The organism is Streptomyces sp. NPDC045026, from assembly GCF_056432625.1.
This window is the reverse complement of sequence record NZ_JBWKIS010000008.1, coordinates 272,355-297,107: the sequence shown is the minus strand read 5'-3', so window position 1 is coordinate 297,107 and position 24,753 is coordinate 272,355. Positions and strand designations below refer to the sequence as shown.

Sequence of the window (24,753 nt, the reverse complement as noted above, 5' to 3'; positions counted from 1 at the left end):
ATCGGATGAATTCGGAGCGAAAGTCCAACAACTCCCGCCCGGGAGTCCAACCACCCACTCCTGGGTGGGACCCCAACGACCCACTCCCGGGCGGAGGTTCAGTCACGCGCCCCCGGCGGCCGCCCTCAGAACGGGTACCAACGCACCGCCGGATCCCCGTCCCGCAGCGACGCCACCCTGCGCCCGAACTCCGCGAGCGCCTTGGGGTTGGTCGGCGCGTGCTGGGCGACCCAGGCGCAGCTCGCCGTCTCGCGCGCGCCGCGCAGCACGGCGCACCCGTCCCACTCCCGCACGTCCCAGCCGTACGTCCGCGTGAACGCGTCGTACGCCTCGGGGTCGAGGCCGTACCGGTCGCGGGAGAGCGCCATGACGACCAGGTCGTGCTCGCGCAGGTCGGCGGAGAACGTCTCCAGGTCGACGAGGACGGGCCCGTCGGGGCCGATGTGCACATTGCGCGGCAGCGCGTCCCCATGGATCGGGCCCGGCGTCAGGTGCGGGACGAGCGCCGCCGCCGCGTCCGCGAAGCCGTCGCGCCGCTCGCGCAGATACGCGGCGTCGGCGGGGTCGATCGCGTCGCCCGCGAGCCGCAGCCACCGCTCGACGCCGCCGAGCAGCTCGCGGCGCGGCAGCGCGAAGGGCGGCGCGGGCAGGGCGTGCACGAGGCGGAGCAGCTCGGCCAGGTCGCGCGGCTCGGCGGGGCGCAGCGCGGCCGGAACGCGGTGCCACAGCGTCACCGGGTGGCCGTCCACGAGGAGCGGCTCGGGCTCGGCGGCCCGTACGGCCGGCACTCCCTGGCCGGCGAGCCAGCCCGCGACGGCGAGTTCGCGCCGGGCCCGCTCCAGGAGTTCGGGGTCGCGGCCCACCTTGACCACCAGGTCGCCGAGCGCGAACACGGCGTTCTCGCCGAGCGCGAGCAGCTCGGCCTCCCGCCCGCCGCCCTCCGCCCCGTCGCCCCGCTGCCCGCCGGGGATCCCCGCCGCCGCGAGCACCTTCCGCGCCTGCGCCTCGTCCATCACTTGCCTCCCGCCGATTCCCCTGGTCCGGGCCCAGTCTCGCACCCGTTCCACATGCGCATACGCCCCGGTCCACGCCGTAACGGACAACGTCGTGCGCACCGGCTTGACGAGTCACGGGTCCCTCAGCACGATGACGGAGGCCGCCGGGGCGGCCGGTGCCACACCCAGTCGCCCGAAGGAGCCGGACACGTGACATTGGCGACCGCAACGACGCGGACGGGGAAGCGCGCGCCAGGGCCACCGGGCGGTGGGCGCCCGGCGGACCGAGGCGCCGCCTGGTTCCTGGTCCTGCCCGCCCTCATCCCGATCCTGGTGCTCAGCGTCGGGCCCCTCCTCTACGGCATCGCGCTGGCGTTCACCGACTCGCAGGCGGGCCGCACGGCGCCGACCCAATGGGTGGGCGCGCTCAACTTCCAGGACCTGCTGCACGACACGCTGTTCTGGGACTCGTTCCGGATCGGCCTGCTGTGGGCGGTCGGGGTGACCGTCCCTCAGTTCCTGCTCGCGCTCGGCCTCGCGCTCCTGCTCAACCAGAACCTCCGCTTCCGCTGGCTGGCACGGGCGCTCGCGATCATTCCCTGGGCGATGCCCGAGGTGGTCGTCGGCATCATGTGGCGCCTCGTCTACAACCCCGACGCGGGCATCCTCAACGAGACCATCCGCGACCTCGGCCTCGGCGACGGACGCGACTGGCTCACCGGCCTGGCGACCGCGCTGCCCGCCGTGATCGTCGTCGGGATCTGGGCGGGCATGCCGCAGACCACCGTCGCCCTGCTCGCCGGACTCCAGAACACCTCACGCGAACTCCACGAGGCCGCCGCCCTCGACGGCGCCGGCGCCTGGGGCCGCTTCCGCGCCGTGACGTGGCCCGCGCTCAGGCCGGTCGCCCTCGCCATCACCGCGCTCAACTTCATCTGGAACTTCAACTCGTTCGCCCTGGTCTACGTCCTGACCAACGGCGGTCCGGGCGGCCGCACCCGGCTGCCCATGCTCTTCGCCTACGAAGAGGCCTTCCGCTACGGCCAGTTCGGCTACGCGGCGGCGATGGGCTGCGTGATGGTCGCGGTCATCTCCATCATCCTCGCCTTCTACCTCGTGGGCCGGCTCAAGGGAGGCGACGAGCAGTGAGCCGTACCCGGACAGGCATCCGGCCGAGCAGGCCGGCGCGCGCGGGCCAGTACCTCGCGCTGCTCGCCTATCTCGTCTTCCTCGCGTTCCCGTTCCTGTGGCTGATCTCCACGGCGTTCAAGCCGCCCCGCGAACTCGCGAGCCTGCACCCCACGTGGATACCCAAGGACCCCACGCTCGCCAACTTCCGGCAGGCCTTCGACGAGCAGCCCCTCCTGCGGGCCGCCGCCAACTCCGTGCTCGTCGCGGTCTGCGCGGCCCTGATCGCCGTCGTCATCGCGACCCCGATGGCATACGTGATGGCCCGCCACCGCTCGCTGCTGTCCCGTGCGGCGACGGGCTGGGTGGTGGTCAGCCAGGCGTTCCCGTTCGTCCTGCTGATCATCCCGCTCTTCCTGATCCTGAAGAACCTGCACCTGATCAACTCGCTGCCCGGCCTGACCATGGTCTACGTCGTGTGGTCGCTGCCCTTCGCGCTGTGGATGCTCGTCGGCTACGTCCGGGCCGTGCCGCCCGAGCTGGAGGAGGCGGCCGCCGTCGACGGAGCCGGAAAGCTGCGCACGCTCGTCTCCGTCACGGCGCCGCTGCTTGCGCCGGGCCTGGTGGCGACGTCCCTGTTCGCCTTCATCACCGCGTGGAACGAGTTCTTCTTCGCGCTCGTCCTGATGAAGACCCCGGAGCGGCAGACGCTGCCGGTGATCCTGACGCACTTCCTCGGCGCGGAGGGCGTCGCCGACCTGGGGCCGCTGGCCGCCGCCGCGTTCCTCGCGACCCTGCCCTCGCTGGTGATCTTCGCGCTGATCCAGCGCAGACTCACCGGCGGGATGCTGACCGGGGCGGTGAAGTCATGAGGCGCGTATCCCGGCTGGCCGCCGTCACCGCGGCCGTGGCCCTGCTGCTCACCGGCTGTTCCTCGGGCGGAACGGACGACGACGGCAAGGTCACTCTCGAATTCCAGTCCCTGGCCTGGCAGAAGGAGTCCGTCGACGCCAACAAGCAGCTCGTGAAGGAGTGGAACGCGACCCACCCGGACATCCAGGTCAAGTACGTCCAGGGCAGCTGGGACAGCGTTCACGACCAGCTGCTCACCTCCTTCGAGGGAGGGGAGGCGCCCGACGTCATCCACGACGCCTCCGACGACCTCGCGGACTTCGCGTACGGCGGCTACCTCGCCGACCTGCGAGACCTGCTGCCCGCCCGCCTCAAGTCCGACATCCCGCAGCACAGTTGGGAGACCACGACCTTCGGCGACGGCGTCTACGGCGTGCCGTTCCTCCAGGAGCCGCGCGTCCTCATCGCCAACGCGAAGATCCTCAAGGCGGCGGGCGTGCGCATCCCGACACCCGCGAAGCCCTGGTCCTGGGACGAGTTCAGGACCATCACGAAGAAGCTGAGCGGGAAGAAGAAGTTCGGCGTCGCGTGGCCGCTGAAGGAGCCCGTCTCGGCGACCCTCAACCTCTCCCTCTCGGCCGGCGGGCGCATGTTCCACCGCGGCGCGGACGGCAAGGTGACGGTCCGCTTCGACGCTGCGGACCAGGTCGTGCCCCGCACGGTCCACGACCAGGTCGACACCGACGGCAGCGCCTCGGGCGCGACGCTCGGCATGGGCGGCTCCGACACGCTCCCCGGCTTCTTCGCCGGCAAGTACGCCATGGTCCCGCTCGGCTTCTCCTACCGTCAGCAGATCGTCCAGCAGGCACCGAAGGGCTTCGACTGGCAGGTCCTCCCGGCGCCCGCGGGACGTGACGGTCTCGCCCAGGGAGTCTCCCCGCAGACCCTGTCCGTGGCCGAGGACAGCCCGCACAAGAAGGAGGCCGCGCAGTTCATCGACTTCCTGCTGCGGCCGCCCAACATGGTGCGCCTCGCGCTCGGCGACTGGATGCTGCCCACCGGCACCGAGGCCCTCAAGGACCCGGCCCTGCGCACACAGAAGAACGACTGGGCGACCGGCACGGCCCTCGCCGGTGACCTCCGCTCGGCCCCCGCGCAGTCGGTGCGCGGCTACGCGGAGTGGAAGGACAAGGTCGCGACGCCCGCGCTCCAGGAGTACTACAGCGGCTCGATCGGCCTCGGTGAACTGCGCAAACGCCTGGTGAACGACGGGAATCTGGTCCTCGCGAGGTATCAGCGGTAGGGCGGGACGCGGAGGGAAAGAGGGAGGGAGAGGGAGAGAGGGTCACAGGTCGAGGACGAGGCGGGGGCCCCGGCAGCGCGAGACGCAGATCATCAGCGTCTCGCCCGCCGCCCGCTCGTCGGCGGTGAGCACCGAGTCCCGGTGGTCCGCCGTGCCCTCCACGATGTCGGTCTCACAGGTCCCGCAGGTGCCTTCCGCGCAGGAGTACAGCACCTCGATCCCCGCCTCTTGGACCGTGTGCAGGATGCTGCGGCCGGGCGGCACGGTCAGGGTGCGGCCGGAGCGCCGCAGCTCGACCTCGAAGGCGTGGTCCGTGCCGCCGGAGCCGTCCGGTCCGTCCTGCGCAGGACGGAAACGCTCGGTGTGGGCGGCGCCCAGGGCCTCGACGGCGTCGAGGAGCGGTCCCGGGCCGCAGCAGTAGACCAGGGTGCCGTCGCCGTCCGTGTCGGGCGGGCCGAGATACCCGTCGAGGTCGAGAAGGCCCGTCTCGTCCTGCGGCGCGACGCGTACCTTCGCGCCGTAGGCGGAGAGTTGATCGAGGAACGCCATCGAGCCGCGCGTCCGGCCGCCGTACAGCAGGCTCCACTCGGCGCCCGCCGCTTCGGCGGCGGCGACCATCGCAAGGATCGGGGTGATCCCGATGCCGCCCGCCACGAAGCGGTATCCCGGTGCGTCGTGGAGCGGGAAGTGGTTGCGCGGCCCCCGGACGCGGACGACCGCGCCCGGGGTCAGCTTCTCGTGGACGTACGCCGATCCGCCGCGTCCGAGTGGTTCGTGGAGGACCGCGATCGTCCAGGTGGTGCGGTCGGCCGGGTCGCCGCACAACGAGTACGGGCGGACCATGTCGTCCGTCAGGACCAGGTCGACGTGGGCACCCGGTTCCCAGGGCGGCAGTGTCGCCCCCTCGGGGTGACGGAACATCAGGGATACGACGCCGTCGGCCTCTTCGGTGCGAGCGGCGACGACGAGGTCGGCTTCGTAGGGCGGGGTCACGGTCACCGGTCGTCCTCCTGGTGATCGGGGTGGGACAGCATCCACTGCCACATCGCCTCGGGATCCTGTGTGTCGTGCTCGGCCCCGCAGTGGCAGATGCCGTGCAGTTCGTCGGTGCCGGGGACCCAGTCGACGCGGTACACCTCGGCGGTGGGCGGGCGGCTCATCGGGCGACGGTGTCGGGGGCCTGGGACCGGTCGCCCTCGGCGGCGAGGCGGGACAGGATCCGGCGGGCGGCGAGGCCGCCCGTGTCGATGTTGATGCTGAGCTCCTGGTAGCCGACGGGCTCGGTGTCCAGGGTCTTCTGGAGCAGGTTCAGCGCGTTCACGTCCTGCATGACGACCTCGTGGTTGAAGTCGCGCAGGAACGTGGACATCTCCTCGTCGCCGTGGCCGAAGTCGCGGGAGACGGCCCAGAAGTCGTAGACCTGGTTCCGCGTGGAGGGGGTGATCGCGTAGGTGATCTCCACGTGGAAGGCGTCCGGGTCGGTGCCGTCCGGACGCGGCAGGACGCCCTGCGGGGCGATGCGGCTGTGCAGCAGGTACAGGCACGGGGCGTGGTACTCGATGTCCTGCCAGCGCGTGATGCGGCCCTTGATGCCGGTGGAGTTGGCGTAGAACGGCGGACACTCGGCGTCGTCCATGTGCCGGCTGACGCGGACGACGCCCGCGCCCTCGTCGACCTCGGTCGTCATGGGGGTGTCGGCGACCTCGGGCGTGCCGATGTAGCCGCCGTGCAGATACGTCTCGTGGGAGAGGTCCATCAGGTTGTCGACGAGCAGGCCGTAGTCGGCGTCGATGGGCTCCATGCCGCCGACCGTCGTCCAGTGCGCGGAGTCGGCCAGGTGCGGGGCCCGCGGGATCGTCGTCCGGTCGGCGAGCTCCGGGTCGCCGATCCACACCCACACGAAGGAGTCCAGCTCGGCCACCGGGTACGAACTCACCCTGGCGGTACGGGGGACGCGCTTCTGGCCGGGGACGTACACGCAGGTGCCGGTCGTGTCGTAGGTGAAGCCGTGGTAGCCGCAGACCACCTTGTCGCCGTCGAGCCTGCTCTGCGAGAGCGGGAAGCGGCGGTGCACGCAGCGGTCGGCCAGGGCGACGACCTCGCCCGTGTCCTCGGTCCGGTAGAAGGCGATCGGCTCGCCGAGGACGGTGCGGGCGAGCAGCTCCCGCCCGACCTCCGTCCCGTACGCCGCTACGTACCACTGGTTGCGCGCGAACTCGGACATGGCACTCCCGTCCCTGAAGGGCGAAGCGGCTCTGCTTCGCCGTGCCGTGGTGTGCCACCAGCGTCGTGACGGGGGCGAGGTCGCGGCAACGGCTCTTCCGCCGGGCGGAAGCCGGAGAATTCCGGCGGGCTCTAATTATTGACCTCCGCAATTATTGCGCTCTACATTCCACGCATTCGCCGGTACTCCCGGCGGCACCCCCGCACTCCGTTCCCCTGAACCTTCGACCCAGGGATGTCCCATGCGCGCACGGAGAATCACCGGCCGCTTCACCGCCGGAACTCTGATCGCCGGATGCTTCGCGGTCTGCCTCGCCCAGATCGGCATCGCCCTTCCGGCCACCCTCAACGGCCTCTTCCAGGAGCATCTGCACCCGGTGGGCTCCCAACTGACCTGGATATCCGACGCGTTCCTGCTCCCCGTCACCGTCCTGGAGCTGACCTTCGGTGTCCTCGGTGACCTCTTCGGGCGTAAACGGCTGCTCGTCGGCGGCGCCGTGCTCCTCGGTATCGGCGAGACGGTGGCCGCCGCCAGTGCGGGGGTGCACCAGCTCTGGGCCGGGCAGGCGCTCGCCGGGCTCGGCGCCGCGGCCCTGTTCCCCACCTCGCTGGCGATGATCGCCGCGGGCAGCACCACCGCGGCGGGCCGCACCCGCGCCATCGCCCTGTGGGCGTCCAGTCTGTCCGCGGGCGGCTTCCTCGCCCCGCTGCTCGGGGGGATCACCGGGACCTACGGCTCCTGGCGGTGGGCCTTCGCCGTGGTGACGGCCATCGCGGCGGTGAGCGCCCTCACCAGCCTCCTGCTCGCCCACGACTCCCGCGCGCCCGAGGGCCGTTCGCTGGACATCGGAGGCCAGATCACCATCGGCGTCGGCGCGTTCGCCCTGCTCTACGGGGTGATCCAGGGGCCGGACGACGGCTGGGCCTCCGTGCCCGTGGTGACCGCCTTCCTGGTCGCCGCCGTCTTTCTCGGTCTGTTCGTGGTGGCCGAACTGCGCGCGCGCTCACCGCTGTTGCGCCTCGACCTGTTCGCCGACCGGTCGTTTGCGGTGGCCTCCGCCGTCACCGTCGTGGGCATGTTCGCCTTCCTCGGCACCGCCTACGCGGCCAGCATCCGGCTCGGCCCGATCCAGCACCAGAGCCCGCTGCGCACCGCGTTCGCCTTCCTGCTGCTCAACGGCATCACCCCGTTCCTCACCCCGCTGACCACCCGGCTGCTCGCCCGGGTGGCGCCGCGTACGCTGCTCGCCGGCGGCCTGGTCCTGATGGCCGCGGGCGACTTCGTCGCCGCCTCGCTGCGCGTGACCGACCGGGCCCTGCCCTCATTGATCCTGCCGCTCGGCCTGGTCGGGGTGGGCTTCGCCTTCACCGTCTCCTCCGTGACGGCGACCGCCGTCAACGCGGCCCCCGCCCACCTCGCAGGCATGGCCAGCGCCTCGACGAACCTGCTGCGCGACTTCGGCTTCACCCTCGGTCCCGCGGTCATCGGCGCGGTGGCGCTCAGCCGGGCGGCGTCCCACCTGGACGGCGCGATCGGTGCATCGGACCTGGCGCCGGGCGCGCGAGCGGCGGCCGGGGAGGTCCTCGCCGAGGGCGGCCCGCTCGCCCTGAACTCCGTACCGGCCGGCTCACCACCCGGGGCGGCGGGACCTTACGCCCTGGAGGCGCTGGGCCACGGCTACGCGATCGGGTTCGTCGTCTGCGGGACGGCCGCGGCGTTTTCGGCGCTGCTCGTACTCGTCGCCCTGCGCCCGGCCCGGGGCAAGCGCCTGGGGAAGGGCCTGGAGAAAGGCGCGGACACGGCCGTCCGGGATGCCGACGGTCCGGCCGCCGCCGTCTCCTCCTGACGCGTCAGGGTCGCCAGCCCAGCGCGCGCGAGATGCCGCGCCCCGCGAGCCGTACGGCCGGGACCAGCGAGTGCGGCTGCGTCCCGGCCGAGGGGACCACGAGCGAGACCGCGGCCACGACGTCGCCGCGTGGCCCGCGCACGGGCGCGGCCACCGAGACCGCGTCGTCGGTGATCTGACGGTCGGCCACCGCGCAGCCGGTGCGCCGCACCTCGGCCAGGGCGCGGCGCAGGCCGGCCGGGTCGGACAGGGTGTGCGGCGTGAAGGCGGCGAGCGGCCGTCCGCAGACCTGGTCCTGGAAGGACTTGGCGCTGTGGGCGAGGAGGACGAGCCCGACGCCCGTCGCGTGCAGCGGCCAGCGCGCCCCGGGCCGGCTGCGGACGCCGACCGCATGGCGGCCGGACAGCCGCTCGATGTAGACGACGTCGAGGCCGTCGCGCACCGCGAGATGCACGTTCTCGTGGGTCGCCTCGTAGAGGTCCTCCAGGAACGGCAGCGCTGCCTCGCGCAGGGCGGGGCCGCGCGGGGCCAGCGCCGCGAGTTCCCAGATCCGCAGCCCGACGTGGTAACTGCCCGCAGCGTCACGTTCGAGGGCGCCCCACGCGGTGAGTTCGCCCACCAGACGGTGGGCGGTGGCCAGCGGGAGTCCCGCCCTGCGGCCGATCTCGGTGAGGGACAGCGCGGGTCTGCGGTGGTCGAACGCGCCGAGCACCGCGAGGAGACGCTCCGCCGCGGAACGGCCGCGCGCCGCGCCCGCGGAGTCCTGCGACGGCTCTGTCATGTCCGGCGGCTCTGTCATGACCGGAGGGTCAGCCCCGGTCCGCTTCCGCGACCCGCGCCAACAGGGCCTGCAACGTGGCCCGTTCCCCGGGAGCGAGGGGTGCGAGCAGTTCGTCGGTGACGCGCCGACTGCCCTTGTCGGTGTCGCGCAGGACGTCCTTGCCGCGGCCGGTGAGGGCGACGATGCGGCTGCGCCGGTCGCCGGGCGCGGGTCCGCGCTCCACCAGGCCGAGTTCCTGAAGGTCGTCCACGAGGCTCACGATGGCACTCGGGTCGTAGCCGAGCCGCTCGCTCAGCTCGCGCTGCAGGGCGCCCTCCACGGTGGCGAGGTAGCGCAGCAGCGCGTAGTGCCGCAGCCGCAGGCCGAACTCTTCGAGCGTGGCGTTGAACAGCCGGCCCGAGTGCAGCCCGAGCCGGTAGAGGAGATAGCCGGTGTCGGCGTGCAGCGCGCGCATCCAGGGCGCCTCTTCGTCAGTGATGTCGGGCTCCGGGGTCGGTCCGTGCGGGCACGGGGGTGCGTGAGGTCGTGCGTGAGGCTCCAGCATGAAGGACTTCAAGGCTCACGGCAACTATTGACGACAACAATGATTGGCCATAGCGTCTTTCTCGTCGGCCGGTACCCGTACCTGGAAGGACCCACCCAGTGCCTGACACACCCTCAATCTCCCTCTCCGGCAAGGTCGCCGTCGTCACCGGAAGCGGCCGCGGACTCGGTCTCGCCTACGCCACCGCCCTCGCCCGCTCCGGGGCGAGCGTCGTCGTCAACGACATCGACGCGGACGTCGCCGCGCAGGCCGTCAAGACGATCACCGAGGCCGGCGGCCGGGCCGTCGCCGAGGTCGTCCCCGTGGGCACCACCGAGGCCGCCGAGCGCCTCGTCGGCCGGGCCGTCTCGGAGTTCGGGCGGCTGGACGTCATGGTCACCAACGCCGGAATCCTGCGCGACAGGGTCTTGTGGAAGATGACCGACGACGACTTCGACGCCGTCGTCACCACCCACCTCAGGGGCACCTTCACCTGCGCCCGAGCCGCCGCCGTGCGCCTGCGGGAGCAGGGCGAGGGCGGCAGCCTGGTGCTCGTCGCCTCGCCGGCCGGCCAGCGCGGCAACTTCGGGCAGACCAACTACGCGGCGGCCAAGGCCGGGATCGCGGCGATGGTGCGCACCTGGTCCATGGAGCTGGCCCGCGCGGACGTCACCGTGAACGCCGTCGTGCCGGTCGCCGCGACCGCGATGACCGAGACCATCCCCGCCTTCGCCCCCTATGTCGACGCGCTGCGCGGCGGCGAACCGCTGCCGGGCTTCCTGCGCCGGGGCGAGGGCTTCGGCACGCCGGAGGACTGCGCCGCGCTCGTCCCCTTCCTCGCCTCTGACGCGGCCCGGGACGTCACGGGCCAGTGCATCGGCATCGGCGGCGACAAGCTCACCCTGTGGTCGCACCCGCAGGAGGTGTCCGTCGCCTACGCGGACGGCGGCTGGAGCCCGCGGACCATCGCCGAGACCTGGCACACGTCGGTCGGCCGCGAGCCGCAGACCGTCGGCATCCCCGCGCCCCGCCTCCCGAAGGCCCCCGAGGGCGTGGTCACGGCATGAGCGGCATCGACCTGGCGGAACTCACCGCGATCGACGTCCACACGCACGCCGAGGTGTCGTCCAAGGGACGGGCCTCGCTCGACGACGAGCTGCACGCCGCGTCCAGCGCCTACTTCAAGGTCGAGGGGAACCGGAAGCCCACCCTTGAGGAGACCGCCGCCTACTACCGCGAGCGCCGCATGGCCGCCGTCGTCTTCACCGTCGACGCCGAGTCCGCCACCGGCACCGAGCCCGTCCCCAACGAAGAGGTCGCCGAGGCCGCGCACGCCAACCCCGACGTGCTGATCCCCTTCGCGAGCATCGACCCCTTCCGCGGCCGCGCCGGGATCCGGCAGGCCCGGCGCCTGGTCGAGGAGTACGGGGTGCGCGGCTTCAAGTTCCACCCCAGCATCCAGGGCTTCTTCCCCAACGACCGTATGGCGTACGGGCTTTACGAGGTGATCGAGGAGACGGGCGCCGTCGCGCTCTTCCACACCGGCCAGACCGGCATCGGCGCGGGCGTGCCCGGCGGGGGAGGCATCCGCCTGAAGTACTCCAACCCGATGCACGTGGACGACGTCGCCGCCGACTTCCCCCATCTGAAGATCATCCTCGCGCACCCGTCGTTCCCCTGGCAGGACGAGGCGCTCGCCGTGGCCACCCACAAGCCCGGGGTGCACATCGACCTCTCCGGCTGGTCGCCGAAGTATTTCCCGCAGCAGCTGGTCCAGTACGCCAACACCCTGCTGAAGGACAAGGTCCTTTTCGGCTCGGACTATCCCGTCCTCACCCCCGACCGCTGGCTCGCCGACTTCGCGAAGCTCCCGATCAAGGACGAGGTCCGGCCGAAGATCCTCAAGGAGAACGCCGCCAGGCTGCTCGGGCTGGCGAAACCGTAAAGGGGCCGGACATGCGCAACGAGGGACTGGGGTCGTGGCCCGCACGCCGGGCCCGCAAGACCCCGCACCGCACCGCACTGATCCACGGCACCACCACCGTCAGCTATGCCGTGCTGCACGAGCGCACCACCCGGCTCGCCCACGCCCTGCGGGAGCTCGGCGTCCGGCGCGGCGACCGGGTCGCCTACCTCGGCCCCAACCACCCGTCGTTCCTTGAGGCGTTGTTCGCCACGGGGCTCCTCGGCGCAGTCTTCGTACCCCTCAACACCCGGCTCGCCGAGCCCGAACTCGCCTTCCAGGTACGGGACTCCGGCGCCACGGTGCTGCTGCACGCCGCCGCGCGCACCGGTGACCTGCCGGGCATCCGCACCGCCGTGGCGGCGGACGGACCGGCGTACGAGGACCTGCTGGCCGCCGCGCCCGCGCTCCCGATCGACGAGCAGGTCGGACCCGACGACGTGTGCATCATCATGTACACCTCGGGGACGACGGGCCGCCCCAAGGGCGCCATGCTCACGCACGGGAACCTCACCTGGAACGCGGTCAACGTCCTGGTCGACCAGGACCTGATCGCCGACGAGATCGCGCTCGTGGCGGCGCCGCTCTTCCACACCGCAGGCCTGAACATGCTCACCCTGCCGGTGCTGCTCAAGGGCGGCACCTGCGTCCTGGTGGGCTCGTTCGACCCGGCGGCGACCCTGGAACTCGTCGAGCGCCACCGGGTCACCTTCATGTTCGGTGTCCCTACGATGTTCGACCAGCTGACAAGGCAACCGGGCTGGCCGGACGCCGACCTGTCCTCGCTGCGGATGCTCAACTGCGGCGGCTCGCCCGTCCCCACCCCGCTCATCGCGGCCTACCAGGAGCGCGGACTCACCTTCCTGCAGGGCTACGGGATGACCGAGGCGGCGCCCGGCACGCTGTTCCTCGACGCCGAGCACGCCGTCAGCAAAGCGGGCACGGCGGGCGTGCCGCACTTCTTCAGCGACGTACGCGTGGCGCGGCCCGATCTCGCGCCGGTGGAGCCGGGGGAGACCGGTGAGGTCCTCGTGCGCGGGCCGCACGTCATGCCCGGCTACTGGGGGCTGCCCGACGAGAGCGCCACCGCGTTCACCGAAGGCTGGTTCCGGACGGGGGACGCCGCCCGGATCGACGCGGACGGCTACGTCACCATCGTCGACCGCTTCAAAGACATGATCATTTCCGGCGGCGAGAACATCTACCCCGCCGAGGTAGAGGACGCGCTGCTCGCCCACGCGGACATCGCGGAGTGCGCGGTCATCGGCGTACCCGACGAGAAGTGGGGCGAGGTCGGCAGGGCGGTCCTCGTCGCCCGCGAAGGCCGTGCGCCCGACCCGGACGAGGTCCTCGCGTCGCTGTCCGGGCGCCTGGCCCCCTACAAGATCCCGAAGACCGCCGTCGTCGTGGACGCCCTGCCCCGCACCGCCTCGGGAAAGCTCGTCAAGGCCGACGTCCGCCGCCTGCACGGCACTTCATGACCCTGAAGCACCCTCATCGCCACCTCGGCGACGCCGGCATCAGCACCCGCATCAGCCCCCTCATCACCACCCATCGAAGGAGCCCCGCATGGGCATCACCGTCAACGGCCTGGCCGAAGTGAAGAAGCTCGCCGGAAGCGACCTGGGTACCAGTGAATGGATCGACGTCACGCAGGAGCGGATCGACACCTTCGCCGACGCCACCGGCGACCACCAGTGGATCCACACCGACCCCGAGCGGGCCAAGGAGGGCCCGTTCGGCGCGCCCATCGCGCACGGTTATCTGACGCTCTCCCTCTTCATCCCGATGTTCACCGAGCTCCTGGACGTCGAAGGCGTGACCACCAAGGTCAACTACGGCCTGAACAAGGTCCGTTTCCCCGCCCCCGTGCCCGCGGGCTCCCGCATCCGCCTGGCCGCGCGCCTCTCCGCGGTCGAGGACGTGCCGGGCGGTGTGCAGATCACGGTCGACGGGACCATCGAGATCGAGGGAGCGGCCAAGCCGGCGTGCGTCCTGCAGAGCGTCTCCCGGTTCTACGCGTAGAGGTCGGCGAGGGCGGCGTAATTTACTTGCACGAGACGGTTCGTCTCGCTTACGGTGACGTCATGACCGTCCCCAGGAACGCCCATATCGCCATGTTCTCCATCGCCGCTCACGGGCACGTGAACCCGAGCATCGAGGTGATCCGGGAGCTCGTGGCCCGTGGGCACCGCGTCACGTACGCGATCCCGCCGCAGTTCGCCGAGAAGGTCGCCGAGGCGGGGGCCGAGCCCAAGATCTGGCAATCGACGCTGCCCACCGACGGCGACCCGGACGCGTGGGGCACGGAGCTGATCGACAACATCGAACCCTTCCTCACCGACGCGATCCAGGCGCTGCCACAGATCGTCGACCTCTACGAGAACGACGAGCCGGACCTCGTCCTCTACGACATCACCGCGTACCCGGCCCGCGTGCTCGCCCACCGGTGGAACGTCCCGATCGTGCAGTTCTCACCGAACCTCGTCGCCTGGGAGGGCTACGAGGAAGAGGTCGGCAAGCCGATGTTCGAGCCGCTGAAGCAGACGCCGCGCGGCAAGGCGTTCTACGAGAACTTCGAGCACTGGATCCGGTCGAACGGCATCGACATCTCGGTGGAGGACTTCATGGGCCGCCCCGACCGCTGCCTCGTCCTCATCCCCAAGGCGCTCCAGCCGAACGCCGACCGGGTCGACGAGCGCCGCTACACCTTCGTCGGCGCCTGCCAGGGGGACCGCTCGGCGCAGGGCGGCTGGCAGCGACCGGCCGGCGCGGAGAAGGTGCTCCTCGTCTCGCTCGGCTCGACCTTCACCAAGCAGCCCGCCTTCTATCGCGCCTGCATCGAGGCGTTCGGCGGGCTCCCCGGCTGGCACATGGTCCTCCAGGTCGGCAAGTTCACCGACGAGAAGGAGCTCGGGGAGATCCCCGCGAACGTCGAGGTGCGTTCCTGGGTGCCGCAGCTGGCGATCCTGAGGCAGGCCGACGCCTTCATCACGCACGCGGGCGCGGGCGGCAGCCAGGAGGGCCTCGGCACCGCGACGCCGATGGTCGCGGTCCCGCAGGCCGTCGACCAGTTCGGCAACGCCGACATGCTCCAGGCGCTCGGCGTCGCACGCCACGTACCGATGGAGGAGGCCACGCCCGAAAAGCTCAGGGAAACGGTGCTCGCCCTGGTGTCCGACCCCGAGGTGGCGCGCCGCCTCCAGGAGATCAAGACGGAGATGGCGGGAGAGGGCGGTACGCAGCGTGCGGCCGACCTCGTCGAGCAGGAAGCCGGCTTGGTGGCGCGGGAGGCGTGAAGAGAAGGGCGGTCCGGTTCCACGTCAGGCGTGAAGCGATCGCGCACATCAGGTAACGGTCGGGTCATTCCATAACGCTCGGGTAACGCAGGTGGTGCCTGGTGGAGTCATCGACTTGGTCACGGGGTTCGACCGTTACCCCCGGTCAAAGGTTGCACGCTGCGCTACTTGAACCTTGCGTGAAGGGCTTTCTAGCGTGAGATGAACTCACCTCGAACGCCAGGAAGTTGACCAGCCATGCGCCGAGACATACCGCCCCTCCACGAGGTGCGCCGCATCACCCAGAAGAAACGCGACGCGTGGTGGACCGTGCTGCTCGTCGACCCGGTGGCCACGCCGCTGGTGCGGCTCACCGCGATGCGCACCAGGATCACCCCGAACCAGATCACCTGGGGCGCCTTCGTCCTGGGCCTCGGCTCCGCCGTCTTCTTCTGGCTGGGCGACTGGCGCTGGCTCATCGCCGGCGCCGTCGTCTACCACCTGTCCTTCATCCTCGACTGCATGGACGGCAAGGTCGCCCGGCTCACCGGCCAGGGGTCCGTCTTCGGCGCCTGGCTGGACTTCGTCTTCGACCGCATCCGCGTCATGGTGTGCGGGGTCGCGCTCATGGCGGGCCAGTACGAACGCACCGGTGACGAGCTCTACATCTGGCTCGCCCTGGCCGTCGTCGGCCTCGACACCCTGCGTTACATCAACTCCCTGGAGATCTTCAAGATCCGCCACTCCATGCGCAAGCAGATCAAGGAACGGGTGAAGGAGGCGCGGCGCGCCGAGAATGAGGCCGAGCTCGCCTTCATGGAGGACCTGCTGCGCGACAACCCCGAGGCGGACATCGAGCAGGACCTCCAGAAGGCACGTTCGGCCGAGGGGATCGTGGAGGAGGCCGCACCCAGGCCCGCACCCCAAGTGGTCGACCTGCACCAGGAGTTCAGGAGCCGCTTCCCCGTATACCTGCGGATGCGCTCGTTCCTGCTGCGGCACCGCATCCGGACCCATCTGATCAGCGGGATCGAGTTCCAGATGGGCGTCTTCATGATCGGCCCGCTGATCGACCAGGTCCTGTGGGCGACGGTCGTGTCCGGAGCGCTGCTGCTCGTCTTCGAACTCGCCATCATCTACAAGCTGTTGCTGTCGACCCGCGACTTCACGCGCACGATCGACTCGTTCGCGGCGCGCGGGCGGCAGGCCGCGGCGGCCTGAACGCGAGGGTGCTCGAACCTACGGGGGTGCCCCGCCGGACCTGACGGTCCCGCGGGGCACCCCCGACGCGTACCTCAGCCGTACGCCGTCGTCACACCCTCACGCTCTCGTCCACATCTATGGGGAATTCCCGGGGTCCGAAGTGTCGGCCGAAGCCCGAATTGTTATTACGAAGACTTGTTGAACAAGTCACAGCTGTATGTAGGTCTTGATCTGGTCGCGTCAATCGGACAGTGTTTCGTGCCAACCCCCGGAGATCTTCCGGAGATTGCCGGGGGATCGTTGAGAACCATCAGCAAACCCCCCACAAACCCCCCACAGAAACCACGAGGAGACCCCTCTTCATGGCAACTCATAAGCGTGCCCGCAGCACGGTCAAGCTCACCGCGGCGATAGCCACCGCTGCCACCGCGGTCGGAGTGACCCTCTTCGCGGGCTCCCTGGCCGGCGCCTCGACCCCCGCCGAGGGCAAGGTCTACGGCCTCGACGCCAAGGGCGCCGTCTCCGGCAGCTACATCGTGCTGCTGGACCAGAAGACGGACAAGAACGGCAAGCAGGACCTCGCCAAGGAGTACGGCGGCAAGCTGAAGCGCGCCTACTCCTCCGCCGTCAACGGATTCTCCGTGAACGACCTTTCGGAGACCGAGGCCAAGCGCCTCGCCGCCGATTCGTCGGTCGCCAAGGTCGTCCAGAACAAGAAATTCCACATCGACGCGACCCAGGACAATCCGCCGTCGTGGGGTCTGGACCGCATCGACCAGGCCGACACCGCGGGCGACAACAAGTACACCTACCCGGACAGCGCCGGTGAGGGCGTGACCGCGTACGTCATCGACACCGGCGTCCGCATCAGCCACAAGGACTTCGGCGGCCGCGCCACCTCCGGCTTCGACGCCATCGACAACGACGACAACGCCGACGACGGCAACGGCCACGGCACGCACGTCGCCGGCACCATCGCCGGTGACGCGCACGGCGTCGCGAAGAAGGCGAAGATCGTCGCCGTCCGCGTCCTCGACAACGAGGGCTCGGGCACCACCGAGCAGGTCGTCGCGGGCATCGACTGGGTCACCAAGAACCACCAGGGCCCGTCCGTCGCCAACATGTCCCTCGGCGGCGGCGCCGACGAAGCGCTCGACGCAGCCGTCCAGAAGGCCATCGCCTCCGGCGTCACCTTCGCGGTCGCGGCGGGCAACGAGTCGACCGACGCGTCCGCCGGTTCCCCGGCCCGCGTCAAGGAGGCCATCACCGTCGCCTCCTCCACGAAGGACGACGAGCAGTCCGACTTCTCCAACTACGGCTCCGTCGTGGACATCTACGCCCCCGGCTCGGACATCACCTCCGACTGGAACACCGGCGACGACGCCACCAACACCATCTCCGGTACCTCGATGGCGACCCCCCACGTCGTGGGCGCCGCCGCCGTCTACCTGAGCGGTCACCCGGACGCGACCCCCGCGGACGTCTCCAAGGCGCTGACCGACGGCGCGACCCCCGACAAGATCTCCAACGCGAGCGAGGGCACGCCCAACAAGCTCCTCAAGATCGTCGAGTAGCACGAGCAACACCCCTGACCGGCGGCCGCCGCGCCCTCCCCCACGGGGCGCGGCGGCCGCCCAGTGCCTGTCCTCGGGCCCCGCGCTGATCCGGTCGGGGCCCGAAGGCAGGCTCTATCGTGTCCCCATGGCGACAAAGGCGTACGCGGCACTGCTCCGCGGCATCAATGTGGGCGGCAGCAAAAAGGTCCCGATGGCGCGGCTTCGCCCCCTGATCGAAGGGCTCGGGCACGGCGACGTACAGACGTATCTCCAGAGCGGCAACGCGACGTTCACCAGCGGCCACGGTGACGAGGAGAGCCTCGCGGCCGAGCTGAGCGCGGCCATCGAGAAGGATTTCGGCTTCGCCGTGGACGTGATCGTGCGCGACCACGCCTACCTCGCGTCGGTCGCGGACGCGTGCCCCTTCCCCGCCGACTCGCTCGAAGGCAGGCAACTGCACGTCACCTACTTCTCCGGTCCCGTCGACCCCGAGCGGTTCGCTTCCGTCGACCCGGCCGAGTTCGCCCCCGAGGACTTCCGGCTCGGCCCGCGCGAGCTGTACCTGTACGCCCCCGACGGTCTCGGCCGCTCCAAGCTCGGCGCCGTGCTCTCCCGGCCGGCCCTCAACAAGGGCCTCATCGCCACCTCCCGCAACTGGAACACCGTCGTCAAGCTCGTGGAGATGACCGGTGCCTGAGCTGGACACCGCCGTCGAGGCCGCCATCGAGGGGGAACTGCGGCTGCTCGACCCGGAGGTGCGCCGCTCCGCGGAGCTCCTCGGCGCGCTGCTGCACCCCGACTACTTCGAGTTCGGCGCCTCGGGCCGCCGCTGGGACCGCGCCTCGATCATCGCCGAGCTCTCCGCGACGACCGAACCGGGCGTACGGCCCCTCACCGTCTCGCGGATGAAGGGCGTGCGACTCGCCCCGGGCCTCGTCCACCTGACCTTCGACACCGACCGCAACGGCGCCTGTGCGCACCGCAGTTCACTGTGGCGGCAGTCAGACGAGGACTGGCTGCTGTACTTCCATCAGGGGACGCCGTACAGCCGGGAGTGAGCGCGGCGGGCGGTCAGGTCAGGGCGCGGGCTGTGCGCGGGAGCCGCGGCGGAGGCCGACGGCGACGCCCGCGACGACGCAGGCCCCGATGGCTCCGGCGACCGCGACCAGGACGTACGTGGGATACATGTCGTCGCCCGACGGGTACCGCTCGCCGCAGAGCCGCACCACGTCAGGGCGGCCGCGGTCGGCCTCCAGACACACCCGGTGACCGATCCCGGGGGTGCCGGGGCCCGTACCCAGCGACCTCCTGACGGTGTGCCGGTGACCTCGCACCTCGTAGGCGATCACCTGCTCGTCGTCGCTCTTCGGTACGTGCTCGACGGCGGTGACGACTCCGGTGACCCGGACCGGAGCCGCGTCGATCCGCTCGGCCTGCCGCCACTGCCGGGAGGCCGAACAGCCGCCCAGAACCGCCACGAGCAGACAGAGGAGTCCGGCCCCCCAGAGAGCCAATCGGGTGCGCACGGGGAGCAGGCTCGCACGCCGGCGTGCGAGCGGCGCGAGGGTTTACCTGATCGTGAATGGCCCCTACAGCCTTCTGTGACAGGCTCGTTGGCATGCGCTATCTCATTGTCGGAGCAGGAGCGGTCGGCGGCGCCATCGGCGGCCGGCTCGCCCAGGCCGGGCACGACGTCATCCTCGTCGCTCGCGGCACGCAGTACGAGGCACTGCGGGACCACGGGCTGCGGCTCGTCACCCCCGACGGCCCGCACATCCACCGCCTCCCGGTCGTCGCCGGGCCCGAGGAGCTCGGCGAACTGAGCCCGGACGACGTGCTCGTGCTCGCCGTGAAGACACAGGACAGCGTCGCCGCGCTCGACGCCTGGGCAGGGCGGCCGGTCGCCGGGGGCGGTACCGCGGCCGAGCGCCTGCCGCTGGTCTGCGCACAGAACGGAGTGGAGAGCGAGCGCCTTGCGCTGCGGCTCTTCCGGCGCGTGTACGGCATGTGCGTGTGGCTGCCCGCCACCTTCGTCGAGCCCGGCGTCGTGTCCGCCGCCGGCACTCCGCTCACCGGCATCCTGCACATCGGCCGGTTCCCCGGAGGCACCGACGAGACGGCCCGCCGCATCTCCGCCGACCTGGAGAAGTCCCTCTTCGAGTCGCCCGTCGTGCCCGACGTGATGCGCTGGAAGTACGCCAAGCTCCTCGGCAACCTGGCCAACGCGATCGAGGCCGTGTCCGGGGTGCTCACCAGCGAGGAGGGGATCGCCCTCCATCGGCGTGCCCGAGCGGAGGGCGAGGCCGTGCTCGCCGCGGCGGGCATCGCGTTCGCCTCCCAGGAGGAGGAGAAGGAGTCCCGCGGCGACAAGATCTGTTTCGAGCCCTTCGACGGCTCGGAGCGCAGCGGCGGCTCGTCGTGGCAGTCCCTCAGCCGGGGCACGGGCACCATCGAGTCCGACTACCTCAACGGCGAGATGGGGCTGCTCGGACGGCTGTACGGGGTGCCGACCCCGGTCAACGACATGCTGCAGTCGCTCGCCGACCGCTTCGCCCGCGAGCGCCGCCCGGCCGGGTCGATGACGGTCGCGGACCTCGTGGCGGCGGCCGACGCGGCGACTCGCTGACCTGTCGCATTTCTTCAAGCCGCCGGCGGCCCCCGCGCGAGACGCTTTCCGCATGGAAAACGAGTACACCTCCATGATCGAGTACACGTCGATGAAGGAATGCGCCGCGGAGGCCGCCAGGGTCGCGCGGGGCGTCGACGCGGTGCGCCTGCCCGAGCCGAGCGGATGCGGCGACTGGGACGTCCGCACCCTCGTCAACCACTGGGTCCTCTACTCCTCGCACGGCCTGGAGCACCGGGCGCTGCGCAAGCAGCTCCCCGACGACCTCACCGCCCGCGACTTCACCGCGAACGCCGACTGGGCCGAGGCCTACGCGGCACAGCTCGCACGGGCCGTCGCCGCCTGGTCCGACCCGCGGGCGTGGGAGGGCGAGATCGACCTGGGTTTCGCGAAGACGCCCGCGCCCGAGGTCGCCCGCCTGCTCGTCGCGGAACTGGCCCTCCACGGCTGGGACGTGGCCCACGCCACCGGCCAGAAGTTCCAGGTCCCGGGCGACACGGCCCGCCTCCTGCTCGACGTCGTCGAGGCGAACGCGGAGGAATACCGCAAGTACGACGGCTTCGCCGACGCGGTCCCGGTGCCGGACGACGCACCTTTGTTCCACCGGGTGGTGGCCTTGAGCGGGCGGGATCCGCGCTGAGTCACTCCGGGAAGAGAGGGACGGGGACAAGGGGCAGCGGTCCGGGCATCTGACGCGTCGCGTCAGGCGCCCACCGCCGCCAACTCCCGTACCGTCGCCGCCTCATAGCGCCGAACGAGCAGCCGCGCCACCTCCGGCGCCGGGCCCAGTACGTCCGCGAGGACATCCGCTTCGAAGGCGCCGCGGGCGATGCGGTCCGGGAGGAAGCCGGGGGCCAGGACGTAGGGGGCCACCGCCACCCGGCGGACGCCGTCGGCGCGCAGCCCGGCCACGGCGTCCTCCGTGCGGGGCAGAGATGCGGAGGCGAACGCAGGTCGCACGGCGCACCAACCGGTGTGCCGCCACTCCCGCGCGATTTCAGCGATCACTGCGATCGCCTCCGGGTCTGTGGAGCCCGCCGAGGCCAGGACGACCCCGGTCGTGGGCTTGTCGGCCGGGGTGAGCCCGGCCTCGTACAGACGGCGTTCGAGCGCTGCCGTCAGGAGCGGGGAGGGGCCGAGCACCTCAGCCTGGCGGATCCGCAGCCGGGCCGGGGCCTGCCGCAGGACCGCCGGGATGTCCGCCTTCGCGTGGAACGCGCGCGTCAGGAGCAGGGGGAGCGCGACCACATCGCGCACACCCTCGGCCGCCAGGGACTCCAGGACGCCGTTCACCGATGGAACGTTGAAGTCCAGGAACCCCGTCTCCACGCGAAGCCCCGGCCGCAGCGCCCGCACTTCGCGTACGAGCGCGTGGACCGTCGCGGCATGGCGCGGATCGCGACTGCCGTGTGCGATCACGAGCAGAACCGGGCGGGCGGGGCGCTGGTACATGGCTGGGTCAGCTCCTCACCAGGAGACCGCGGCTGCGCAGGACGCGCCGCTCCAGGGGACTGAAGATCAGCAGGTCGATGGCGATGCCGACGATCAGGATCAGGAAGATGGCCAGGAAGACCATGGACATGGAGCTGGCGTTGCGGCCGTTCTCCAGGAGCTGGCCGAGGCCGATACCGAGGTCCGGCGACGAGGCGATGATCTCCGCGGCCATCAGCGAGCGCCACGAGAACGCCCAGCCCTGCTTAAGACCCGCGAGATAACCGGGCAGCGCGGCCGGCAGCACGATGTGCCAGGTGTGCCGCAGGCCCGTCGCGCCGAGCGTGCGGCCGGCCCGCAGGAACAGCGGCGGCACCTGGTCGACGCCCGACACCAGGCCGTTGGCGATCGAGGGGACCGCGCCGAGCAGGATCACGGCGTACATCATCTTGTTGTCGAGGCCCAGCCAGATCACGGCCGGCGGGACCCAGGCGACCGAGGGCAGCGACTGGAGGCCGGACAGGATCGGGCCGATCGCGGACCGGATGAACCGGACCCGGGCGACGACCAGGCCGAGCGGGGTGCCGATCACCAGCGCCAGCAGGAAGCCGAGCAGGCCGCGCGACACACTCGTCCAGATGTAGTCGAGGAGCGTCCCCTGCATCCACGCGGCGGACACCTCGTCCCACACCGCGGACGGCGAGGGCAGCTTGTTCGGGTCGTCGACGATCTTGAACGAGACCAGTCCCTGCCACACCACCAGGACCAGGAGCACCGCCGTCAGCGGCGGCAGCACCTTCTGGACCAGCGTCTGGCGCAGCGGGGTACGGGCGGTGTGCACGGTCTCCAGGGCGTCGAGCCCCGCTTCGAGACCGGCCAGGTCCTGCCCGGGGGCCGTGTCCTTGACGGCGCCCGTGTCCTTGCTCGCGGTCGTCGTCTCAGTGCTGGCCATGGCGGCGGATCTCCCCACGCAGTTGTTCGGTGATCTCGACGGACAGTTCCGCCACGGCGGTGTCCTCGATGCGGCGCGGCTGCGGAATGCCCACCCGCCACTCGTGCGCCACCCGGCCCGGCCGCGACGAGAGCAGCACGACCCGCTCGGCGAGCCGCACCGCCTCGCGGACGTTGTGGGTGACGAACAGGACGGAGACGTTCGTCTCGCGCCAGATGCGGGTCAGCTCGTCGTGCAGCACGTCACGCGTGATGGCGTCGAGCGCGGCGAACGGCTCGTCCATCAGCAGCAGTTGGCTGTCCTGCGCGAGCGCCCGCGCCATCGCCACGCGCTGGCGCATGCCGCCGGACAGCTCGTGGACCCGCTTGCCGTACGCGCCGTTCAGGCGGACGAGCTCCAGGAGCTCCTCCGCCCGCGTGCGGCGGTCCGCCTTCGGGACGCCGCGCAGCTTCAGGGCCAGTTCGATGTTCTTGCCCGCGGTCAGCCACGGGAAGAGGGCGTGCTCCTGGAACATCAGGGCCGGCCGGCCCTGCGTGCTGATCTCGCCGGACGAGGGCCGGTCGAGCCCCGCGACCAGGTTGAGCAGCGTCGACTTCCCGCAGCCCGAGGCTCCCAGGAGGGTGACGAACTCGCCCGGAGCGACATCGAGCGTGATGTCGTCCAGTACCAGCTGCTGCCCGGCGGGCGTGGCGAAGGACTTCGAGACGTGCTCGATCCGCGCGGCGTGGCCGGTGGTCTGCGTGCCGCCGTCCGCGGCCTTGGCGAGGGTCGTTGCCATGGTCGTCACCTCCTGGGAACTCAAGCGATTACGGGCTTGCCTGACGCGGTTACTTGACGCCGAGGCCGGCGTCGGCGACCGCGCCCTTGCCCTCGGCCTTGAGGACCTTGTTCAGCGGCGCGAGGTCGTAGATCCCCTTCAGGTCGGGCTTCTCCAGCAGGCCCGCCTTCACCGCGTGCGCCGCCTCGGTGTCGAGGGTCGAGGCCAGCGGGTCGTCTGTGAACTGGATCGACTTCCAGGCGGGGTCGAGCACGTCCGCGGGCAGTGCCTTGCCGGAGTCGGCGGCCAGCTGCTTGTTGGCCGCGGCCTTCGCCTCGTCCGGGTTGGCGTTGATCCACGCGTTCGTCTTCACCGAGCCGCGCAGCACGGCCTCGACGACGTCCGGGTGCTCCTTGAGGAACTTCTGCGACACGATGATGTTCGTGATCACGAACTTCTTGCCGGGCCACAGATCCGACTCGTCGAGGAGGACCTTGCCGCCCTCGGCCACGAGCTTGGACGCGGTCGGCTCCGGCACCCAGGCGCCGTCGACGGAGCCGGACTTGTAGGCGTCCGGGGTGATCTTGTTGTCCGTACGGACCACGGAGACGTCGCCCTTGCCGCTGTTGGCGTCGACCTTCCAGCCCTTCTCGGCGATCCAGTTGAGGAACGCGACGTCCTGCGTGTTGCCGAGCTGCGGGGTGGCGATCTTCTTGCCCTTGACGTCGTCCAGGGACTTGATCTTCTTGGGGTTGACCACGAGCTTCACCCCGCCGGACGCCGAACCGCCGATGATGCGCAGGCTCTTGCCCTGGGACTTGGTGAAGCCGTTGATCGACGGCGACGGGCCGATCCAGCCGATGTCGATGGAGCCGCCGTTGAGCGCCTCGATCTCGGACGGGCCCGCGTTGAAGATCTGGTACTTGGCCTGCGTGCCCTGGAGCTCCTTCTGGAAGAAGCCCTTCTGGTTGCCCACCAGGGCGGTGCCGTGCGTCAGGTTCCCGAAGTAACCGATCTTCACGGTGTCGGCGGAGAGCTTCTTGCCCTTGGCGGCGACGTTCGTCTTGTCGGACGTGTCGTCCTTGGCTTGCGAGCCATAGCCGCAGGCCGTCGCGGCGAGCGCGAGGAGCGGCAGGGCGGCGACGGCGGCGAGGCCGCGGCGCCAGGAGGCGGAGTTGGCAGGCACGGGAGGTGGTCCTCTCGTTGGCCCGGCGGTCACGCTCTCAGGGCGTGGCCGGGAGGTCGGCAGGGTTTCGTCTTCGTACGAACAGGTCGCGGGGGGTGTGGGCGCGCAGGCAGTGCGCGTACGTCATCGCGCACATCGCCCGACCCCGC

The 24,753-nt window shown here is 70.9% G+C and carries 26 protein-coding genes; 15 read left to right on the top strand and 11 right to left on the bottom strand.

Features of this window, described 5'->3' with window-relative positions; translation table 11 throughout:
* Positions 1 to 125: 125 nt before the first annotated feature.
* On the bottom strand, positions 126 to 1,013 hold the full coding sequence (locus AC07EJ_RS20265; protein WP_389480443.1) for a phosphotransferase enzyme family protein: 888 nt from the start codon (positions 1,011 to 1,013) through the stop codon (positions 126 to 128).
* A 192-nt stretch (positions 1,014 to 1,205) separates the two neighbouring features.
* On the opposite strand from AC07EJ_RS20265, the gene AC07EJ_RS20260 reads away from it, so the two are divergent.
* Genes AC07EJ_RS20260 through AC07EJ_RS20250 form a run of 3 tightly spaced genes read left to right on the top strand, consistent with a single transcriptional unit; the run spans position 1,206 to position 4,278 of the window.
* The gene (locus tag AC07EJ_RS20260; RefSeq protein WP_389480445.1) at positions 1,206 to 2,144 is read left to right on the top strand and encodes a carbohydrate ABC transporter permease; all 939 of its coding nucleotides are present in this window, start codon (positions 1,206 to 1,208) and stop codon (positions 2,142 to 2,144) included.
* A 17-nt stretch (positions 2,145 to 2,161) separates the two neighbouring features.
* Positions 2,162 to 2,995, top strand: coding sequence for a carbohydrate ABC transporter permease (locus AC07EJ_RS20255; RefSeq protein ID WP_389480482.1), 834 nt, complete (start codon positions 2,162 to 2,164; stop codon positions 2,993 to 2,995).
* Complete coding sequence (locus tag AC07EJ_RS20250; RefSeq protein ID WP_478884632.1) at positions 2,992 to 4,278, top strand: ABC transporter substrate-binding protein; 1,287 nt, start codon at positions 2,992 to 2,994, stop codon at positions 4,276 to 4,278. The genes AC07EJ_RS20255 and AC07EJ_RS20250 overlap by 4 nt, the downstream gene beginning before the upstream one ends.
* A gap of 42 nt (positions 4,279 to 4,320) precedes the next feature.
* Here AC07EJ_RS20250 and AC07EJ_RS20245 read toward each other — a convergent pair whose 3' ends face one another.
* Genes AC07EJ_RS20245 through AC07EJ_RS20235 form a run of 3 tightly spaced genes read right to left on the bottom strand, consistent with a single transcriptional unit; the run spans position 4,321 to position 6,502 of the window.
* On the bottom strand, positions 4,321 to 5,271 hold the full coding sequence (locus AC07EJ_RS20245; RefSeq protein ID WP_478884664.1) for a PDR/VanB family oxidoreductase: 951 nt from the start codon (positions 5,269 to 5,271) through the stop codon (positions 4,321 to 4,323).
* Between the two features lie 2 nt (positions 5,272 to 5,273).
* Positions 5,274 to 5,438 carry a hypothetical protein gene (locus tag AC07EJ_RS20240; RefSeq protein ID WP_393582981.1) on the bottom strand — a complete coding sequence of 55 codons (165 nt, stop codon included), beginning with the start codon at positions 5,436 to 5,438 and terminating at the stop codon, positions 5,274 to 5,276.
* Positions 5,435 to 6,502: a Rieske 2Fe-2S domain-containing protein gene (locus tag AC07EJ_RS20235; RefSeq protein WP_478884631.1), complete on the bottom strand. Its 1,068-nt coding sequence runs from the start codon at positions 6,500 to 6,502 to the stop codon at positions 5,435 to 5,437. The genes AC07EJ_RS20240 and AC07EJ_RS20235 overlap by 4 nt, the downstream gene beginning before the upstream one ends.
* A 241-nt stretch (positions 6,503 to 6,743) precedes the next feature.
* On the opposite strand from AC07EJ_RS20235, the gene AC07EJ_RS20230 reads away from it, so the two are divergent.
* Complete coding sequence (locus AC07EJ_RS20230; RefSeq protein WP_393582977.1) at positions 6,744 to 8,348, top strand: MFS transporter; 1,605 nt, start codon at positions 6,744 to 6,746, stop codon at positions 8,346 to 8,348.
* Positions 8,349 to 8,352: 4 nt separating this feature from the next.
* On the opposite strand, the gene AC07EJ_RS20225 is transcribed toward AC07EJ_RS20230, so the two are convergent.
* Positions 8,353 to 9,147: an IclR family transcriptional regulator gene (locus tag AC07EJ_RS20225; protein WP_389480456.1), complete on the bottom strand. Its 795-nt coding sequence runs from the start codon at positions 9,145 to 9,147 to the stop codon at positions 8,353 to 8,355.
* A 10-nt stretch (positions 9,148 to 9,157) separates the two neighbouring features.
* On the bottom strand, positions 9,158 to 9,583 hold the full coding sequence (locus AC07EJ_RS20220) for a MarR family winged helix-turn-helix transcriptional regulator (protein WP_478884630.1): 426 nt from the start codon (positions 9,581 to 9,583) through the stop codon (positions 9,158 to 9,160).
* Positions 9,584 to 9,771: 188 nt separating this feature from the next.
* Between AC07EJ_RS20220 and AC07EJ_RS20215 the strand changes: the two genes are divergently transcribed.
* The 9 genes from AC07EJ_RS20215 to AC07EJ_RS20175 all read left to right on the top strand — a co-directional run bounded on the left by AC07EJ_RS20215 (position 9,772) and on the right by AC07EJ_RS20175 (position 18,710).
* On the top strand, positions 9,772 to 10,719 hold the full coding sequence (locus tag AC07EJ_RS20215) for an SDR family NAD(P)-dependent oxidoreductase (RefSeq protein ID WP_393582975.1): 948 nt from the start codon (positions 9,772 to 9,774) through the stop codon (positions 10,717 to 10,719).
* A 5-nt stretch (positions 10,720 to 10,724) separates the two neighbouring features.
* A complete protein-coding gene (locus tag AC07EJ_RS20210; protein WP_389480486.1) occupies positions 10,725 to 11,597 on the top strand; it encodes an amidohydrolase family protein in 873 nt (290 codons plus the stop codon).
* Positions 11,598 to 11,608: 11 nt separating this feature from the next.
* Positions 11,609 to 13,096: an acyl-CoA synthetase gene (locus tag AC07EJ_RS20205; RefSeq protein ID WP_389480464.1), complete on the top strand. Its 1,488-nt coding sequence runs from the start codon at positions 11,609 to 11,611 to the stop codon at positions 13,094 to 13,096.
* Positions 13,097 to 13,184: 88 nt separating this feature from the next.
* Positions 13,185 to 13,640, top strand: a complete 456-nt coding sequence (locus tag AC07EJ_RS20200) for a MaoC family dehydratase (RefSeq protein WP_389480467.1) — start codon at positions 13,185 to 13,187, stop codon at positions 13,638 to 13,640.
* Positions 13,641 to 13,702: 62 nt separating this feature from the next.
* Positions 13,703 to 14,914 carry a macrolide-inactivating glycosyltransferase gene (mgt, locus tag AC07EJ_RS20195; protein ID WP_389480469.1) on the top strand — a complete coding sequence of 404 codons (1,212 nt, stop codon included), beginning with the start codon at positions 13,703 to 13,705 and terminating at the stop codon, positions 14,912 to 14,914.
* 237 nt (positions 14,915 to 15,151) lie between these two features.
* The gene (locus AC07EJ_RS20190) at positions 15,152 to 16,114 is read left to right on the top strand and encodes a CDP-alcohol phosphatidyltransferase family protein (protein WP_393582972.1); all 963 of its coding nucleotides are present in this window, start codon (positions 15,152 to 15,154) and stop codon (positions 16,112 to 16,114) included.
* 344 nt (positions 16,115 to 16,458) lie between these two features.
* Entirely contained in the window at positions 16,459 to 17,670 is a 1,212-nt protein-coding gene (locus tag AC07EJ_RS20185) for a S8 family peptidase (RefSeq protein WP_389480473.1), read from the top strand.
* 127 nt (positions 17,671 to 17,797) lie between these two features.
* Positions 17,798 to 18,349, top strand: coding sequence for a DUF1697 domain-containing protein (locus AC07EJ_RS20180; RefSeq protein ID WP_389482284.1), 552 nt, complete (start codon positions 17,798 to 17,800; stop codon positions 18,347 to 18,349).
* Complete coding sequence (locus AC07EJ_RS20175) at positions 18,342 to 18,710, top strand: nuclear transport factor 2 family protein (protein ID WP_389482264.1); 369 nt, start codon at positions 18,342 to 18,344, stop codon at positions 18,708 to 18,710. Before AC07EJ_RS20180 ends, AC07EJ_RS20175 begins: the two co-directional genes overlap by 8 nt.
* 18 nt (positions 18,711 to 18,728) lie before the next feature.
* Here the strand turns inward: AC07EJ_RS20175 and AC07EJ_RS20170 are convergent, their stop codons facing one another.
* Positions 18,729 to 19,178: a hypothetical protein gene (locus AC07EJ_RS20170; protein WP_389482261.1), complete on the bottom strand. Its 450-nt coding sequence runs from the start codon at positions 19,176 to 19,178 to the stop codon at positions 18,729 to 18,731.
* Positions 19,179 to 19,270: 92 nt separating this feature from the next.
* On the opposite strand from AC07EJ_RS20170, the gene AC07EJ_RS20165 reads away from it, so the two are divergent.
* Both AC07EJ_RS20165 and AC07EJ_RS20160 read left to right on the top strand, forming a co-directional pair.
* Positions 19,271 to 20,278: a ketopantoate reductase family protein gene (locus AC07EJ_RS20165; protein WP_389482259.1), complete on the top strand. Its 1,008-nt coding sequence runs from the start codon at positions 19,271 to 19,273 to the stop codon at positions 20,276 to 20,278.
* 52 nt (positions 20,279 to 20,330) lie between these two features.
* Positions 20,331 to 20,918, top strand: coding sequence for a TIGR03086 family metal-binding protein (locus AC07EJ_RS20160; RefSeq protein WP_389482258.1), 588 nt, complete (start codon positions 20,331 to 20,333; stop codon positions 20,916 to 20,918).
* A 62-nt stretch (positions 20,919 to 20,980) separates the two neighbouring features.
* On the opposite strand, the gene AC07EJ_RS20155 is transcribed toward AC07EJ_RS20160, so the two are convergent.
* From AC07EJ_RS20155 to AC07EJ_RS20140, 4 genes are read right to left on the bottom strand one after another with little or no spacing between them, the layout of a single operon-like run.
* A complete protein-coding gene (locus AC07EJ_RS20155) occupies positions 20,981 to 21,730 on the bottom strand; it encodes a sirohydrochlorin chelatase (RefSeq protein WP_389482257.1) in 750 nt (249 codons plus the stop codon).
* A 7-nt stretch (positions 21,731 to 21,737) separates the two neighbouring features.
* Positions 21,738 to 22,661 (bottom strand): ABC transporter permease, encoded by a 924-nt coding sequence (locus AC07EJ_RS20150; RefSeq protein WP_389482254.1) that lies wholly within the window; start codon positions 22,659 to 22,661, stop codon positions 21,738 to 21,740.
* Positions 22,648 to 23,439 (bottom strand): ABC transporter ATP-binding protein, encoded by a 792-nt coding sequence (locus AC07EJ_RS20145; protein WP_266675134.1) that lies wholly within the window; start codon positions 23,437 to 23,439, stop codon positions 22,648 to 22,650. The genes AC07EJ_RS20150 and AC07EJ_RS20145 overlap by 14 nt, the downstream gene beginning before the upstream one ends.
* A 49-nt stretch (positions 23,440 to 23,488) precedes the next feature.
* On the bottom strand, positions 23,489 to 24,604 hold the full coding sequence (locus AC07EJ_RS20140; RefSeq protein WP_389482251.1) for an aliphatic sulfonate ABC transporter substrate-binding protein: 1,116 nt from the start codon (positions 24,602 to 24,604) through the stop codon (positions 23,489 to 23,491).
* Positions 24,605 to 24,753 lie beyond the last annotated feature (149 nt).

What these genes read in the sequence shown, in the direction of transcription:
- AC07EJ_RS20265 (WP_389480443.1), bottom strand. Translation starts at nt 1,013, where the DNA reads ATGGACGAGGCGCAGGCGCGGAAGGTGCTCGCGGCGGCGGGGATCCCC.
- AC07EJ_RS20250 (WP_478884632.1), top strand. Translation starts at nt 2,992, where the DNA reads ATGAGGCGCGTATCCCGGCTGGCCGCCGTCACCGCGGCCGTGGCCCTG.
- AC07EJ_RS20240 (WP_393582981.1), bottom strand. Translation starts at nt 5,438, where the DNA reads ATGAGCCGCCCGCCCACCGCCGAGGTGTACCGCGTCGACTGGGTCCCC.
- AC07EJ_RS20235 (WP_478884631.1), bottom strand. Translation starts at nt 6,502, where the DNA reads ATGTCCGAGTTCGCGCGCAACCAGTGGTACGTAGCGGCGTACGGGACG.
- AC07EJ_RS20230 (WP_393582977.1), top strand. Translation starts at nt 6,744, where the DNA reads ATGCGCGCACGGAGAATCACCGGCCGCTTCACCGCCGGAACTCTGATC.
- AC07EJ_RS20225 (WP_389480456.1), bottom strand. Translation starts at nt 9,147, where the DNA reads ATGACAGAGCCGCCGGACATGACAGAGCCGTCGCAGGACTCCGCGGGC.
- AC07EJ_RS20220 (WP_478884630.1), bottom strand. Translation starts at nt 9,583, where the DNA reads ATGCGCGCGCTGCACGCCGACACCGGCTATCTCCTCTACCGGCTCGGG.
- AC07EJ_RS20205 (WP_389480464.1), top strand. Translation starts at nt 11,609, where the DNA reads ATGCGCAACGAGGGACTGGGGTCGTGGCCCGCACGCCGGGCCCGCAAG.
- AC07EJ_RS20200 (WP_389480467.1), top strand. Translation starts at nt 13,185, where the DNA reads ATGGGCATCACCGTCAACGGCCTGGCCGAAGTGAAGAAGCTCGCCGGA.
- mgt (WP_389480469.1), top strand. Translation starts at nt 13,703, where the DNA reads ATGACCGTCCCCAGGAACGCCCATATCGCCATGTTCTCCATCGCCGCT.
- AC07EJ_RS20190 (WP_393582972.1), top strand. Translation starts at nt 15,152, where the DNA reads ATGCGCCGAGACATACCGCCCCTCCACGAGGTGCGCCGCATCACCCAG.
- AC07EJ_RS20185 (WP_389480473.1), top strand. Translation starts at nt 16,459, where the DNA reads ATGGCAACTCATAAGCGTGCCCGCAGCACGGTCAAGCTCACCGCGGCG.
- AC07EJ_RS20180 (WP_389482284.1), top strand. Translation starts at nt 17,798, where the DNA reads ATGGCGACAAAGGCGTACGCGGCACTGCTCCGCGGCATCAATGTGGGC.
- AC07EJ_RS20165 (WP_389482259.1), top strand. Translation starts at nt 19,271, where the DNA reads ATGCGCTATCTCATTGTCGGAGCAGGAGCGGTCGGCGGCGCCATCGGC.
- AC07EJ_RS20160 (WP_389482258.1), top strand. Translation starts at nt 20,331, where the DNA reads ATGGAAAACGAGTACACCTCCATGATCGAGTACACGTCGATGAAGGAA.
- AC07EJ_RS20155 (WP_389482257.1), bottom strand. Translation starts at nt 21,730, where the DNA reads ATGTACCAGCGCCCCGCCCGCCCGGTTCTGCTCGTGATCGCACACGGC.
- AC07EJ_RS20150 (WP_389482254.1), bottom strand. Translation starts at nt 22,661, where the DNA reads ATGGCCAGCACTGAGACGACGACCGCGAGCAAGGACACGGGCGCCGTC.
- AC07EJ_RS20145 (WP_266675134.1), bottom strand. Translation starts at nt 23,439, where the DNA reads ATGGCAACGACCCTCGCCAAGGCCGCGGACGGCGGCACGCAGACCACC.